The sequence below is a fragment of the Saccharibacillus endophyticus genome (genome assembly GCF_013185185.1).
GTDB lineage: Bacteria > Bacillota > Bacilli > Paenibacillales > Paenibacillaceae > Saccharibacillus > Saccharibacillus endophyticus.
The window spans coordinates 1-2,580 of record NZ_JAAZWE010000016.1; the positions used below are offsets into that span (position 1 = coordinate 1).

At 51.0% G+C, this 2,580-nt stretch carries 3 protein-coding genes; all 3 read right to left on the reverse strand.

The window, feature by feature from the left end:
• A partial coding sequence (locus HRQ63_RS25680) for a flagellin N-terminal helical domain-containing protein (protein ID WP_172247950.1) occupies window positions 1-764 on the reverse strand: 764 nt, incomplete at its 3' end.
• A 195-nt stretch (window positions 765-959) separates the two neighbouring features.
• Window positions 960-1,727, reverse strand: coding sequence for a flagellin N-terminal helical domain-containing protein (locus HRQ63_RS25685; protein ID WP_172247951.1), 768 nt, complete (start codon window positions 1,725-1,727; stop codon window positions 960-962).
• Window positions 1,728-1,941: 214 nt separating this feature from the next.
• A partial coding sequence (locus tag HRQ63_RS25690) for a flagellin (RefSeq protein WP_172247952.1) occupies window positions 1,942-2,580 on the reverse strand: 639 nt, incomplete at its 5' end.

Here is a 2,580-nt window from a genome sequence, read left to right on the forward strand (position 1 = left end):
CGAAGCAGCGACAATACGCCTTGCGGCGATTGGTTGGCTTGCGCCAGCATCGACTGCGAAGCTTGCAAGAGAATGTTGTTCTTCGACAGAGCGACCATTTCCTTCGCCATGTCTGTATCGCGGATCCGCGACTCGGATGCTGTCAGGTTTTCCACGGTCGTGCCCAAGTTGTTGGACGTGTATTCCAGACGGTTTTGTACCGCACCGAGGTTCGCACGTTCTTTAGCTACCGTTTCGATCGCTTTGCTGATGTTCGTGAGAGTCGTACCGCTACCAAGTGCAGTAAAGTCGGTTCTGCTTACACCATTGATTTGAATCTTAAAGCTCGAATCGTCCGCTTGAACACTGACATTCGATGTAATGCTGATACCGTTGAACTTCGTGTTAGTCATGATGCTGTCAATCTGCGAACCCAGAGCTTTCAACTCGGAGTTGATGTTTGCTTTGTCGCCGGAACCGTACGTGCCGTTTGCTTTTTGCACGTTCAGTTCTTTCATCCGGCCCAGCATCGAGCTGACTTCGTTCATCGCGCCTTCCGCCGTTTGCGCGAACGAAATGCCGTCCTGCACGTTGCGCTGCGCTTGTTCCAAACCGCGGATCTGGCCGCGCATTTTTTCCGAGATCGACAGGCCTGCCGCGTCGTCCGCCGCACGGTTGATGCGAAGACCCGAAGACAGTTTTTCCATGTTCTTGCTCGCTGCGGCACTGTTCAGTCCCATGTTGCGGTGCGTGTTTACTGCCTGAATATTGTGGTTGATAATCATGATTTGTTTCCTCCCTGAATTGGTTATTCCCACATCCGTGTGGTTATTTTAGCCGAATATGGCTCAGTAAGTGTACCTGTGCCTTTCTCCTGCCTTACTAGTTATATCGACTCATCTTGCTTCGTTATGAAGAGCTCTGCAAAAAAAAGATCCTGTAAAAACAGGACCTTTAAAAAACAAAATCAGTGTCGGAAATTAACGAAGCAGCGACAATACGCCTTGCGGCGATTGGTTGGCTTGCGCCAGCATCGATTGCGAAGCTTGCAGCAAAATGTTGTTCTTCGACAGAGCGACCATTTCTTTCGCCATATCCGTATCGCGGATGCGCGACTCGGATGCCGTCAGGTTTTCGACAGTCGTACCCAGGTTGTTCGACGTGTATTCCAGACGGTTTTGGACCGCACCGAGGTTCGCACGCTGCGTGGCTACTTTTTCGATAGCCGAGCTTACGTCTGCCAACGAAGTATCTTTATCCAAACCTGTGAAGCCGGCTGTAGCGACTCCGGAAATCGAGATCGTAAAGCTGGAGTCATCCGCTTGAATGCTGACGTTCGAAGTGATCTTGATTCCGTTAAACTTCGTGTTGGTCATGATGCTGTCGATCTGCGAACCCAACGCGTTCAACTCGGCATTGATGTTCGACTTGTCGCCGTCACCGTACGTGCCGTTTTCTTTTTGCACGTTCAGTTCTTTCATCCGGCCCAGCATCGAGCTGACTTCGTTCATCGCGCCTTCCGCCGTTTGCGCGAACGAGATGCCGTCCTGCACGTTGCGCTGCGCTTGTTCCAAACCGCGGATTTGGCCGCGCATTTTTTCCGAGATCGACAGGCCCGCCGCGTCGTCCGCCGCACGGTTGATGCGAAGACCCGAAGACAGTTTTTCCATGTTCTTGCTTGCTGCGGCACTGTTCAGCCCCATGTTGCGGTGCGTGTTTACGGCCTGAATATTGTGGTTGATAATCATGATTTGTTTCCTCCCTGAATTGGTTATTCCCACATCCGTGTGGTTGGTTAAGCTGAGATATTCGGCAATCTGCCCTGTATCTCGCCTTGTTAATTATATCGACGGTTCGTCAACCGTTTTGAAGAGCCGCGAAGAATTTAAATCGATGCTTCCCGATTAAAAAAAGAAAAGACCCTGCATAAGCAGGATCTTTTCAAGCAAAAACTTTTCGAACTTAACGAAGCAGCGACAATACGCCTTGCGGCGACTGGTTGGCTTGCGCCAGCATCGACTGCGAAGCTTGCAGCAGGATGTTATTCTTCGACAGAGCGACCATTTCCTTCGCCATGTCCGTATCGCGGATCCGCGACTCGGATGCCGTCAGGTTTTCGACGGTCGTTCCCAAGTTGTTAGACGTGTATTCCATACGGTTTTGCACGGCGCCGAGATCAGCACGCTGCTTGGCTACATTTTCGATCGCCGTGCTGACTTCCGCCAATGTCGTCGTCGAGTCCAAACCGCTAAAGCCTGTTCTGTCTACCTTGTTGATCGAAATTTTGAAACTGGAATCGTCCGCTTGAATCGATACAACGTTCGAAGTACCCGAACCTTTATTGATATTGATTCCGTTGAACGTCGTTTTCGTCATGATGCTGTCGATCTGCGATCCCAAGGCGTTCAATTCCGCATTGATGTTCGACTTGTCGCCGTCGCCGTACGTACCGTTTTCTTTTTGCACGTTCAGTTCTTTCATCCGGCCCAGCATCGAGCTGACTTCGTTCATTGCGCCTTCAGCTGTTTGCGCGAACGAAATGCCGTCCTGCACGTTGCGCTGCGCTTGTTCCAAACCGCGGATTTGGCCGCGCATTTTTTC

Bases quoted from the DNA above. Each gene is read 5' to 3' on its own strand.
- HRQ63_RS25685 (WP_172247951.1), bottom strand. From the start codon at position 1,727: ATGATTATCAACCACAATATTCAGGCCGTAAACACGCACCGCAACATG.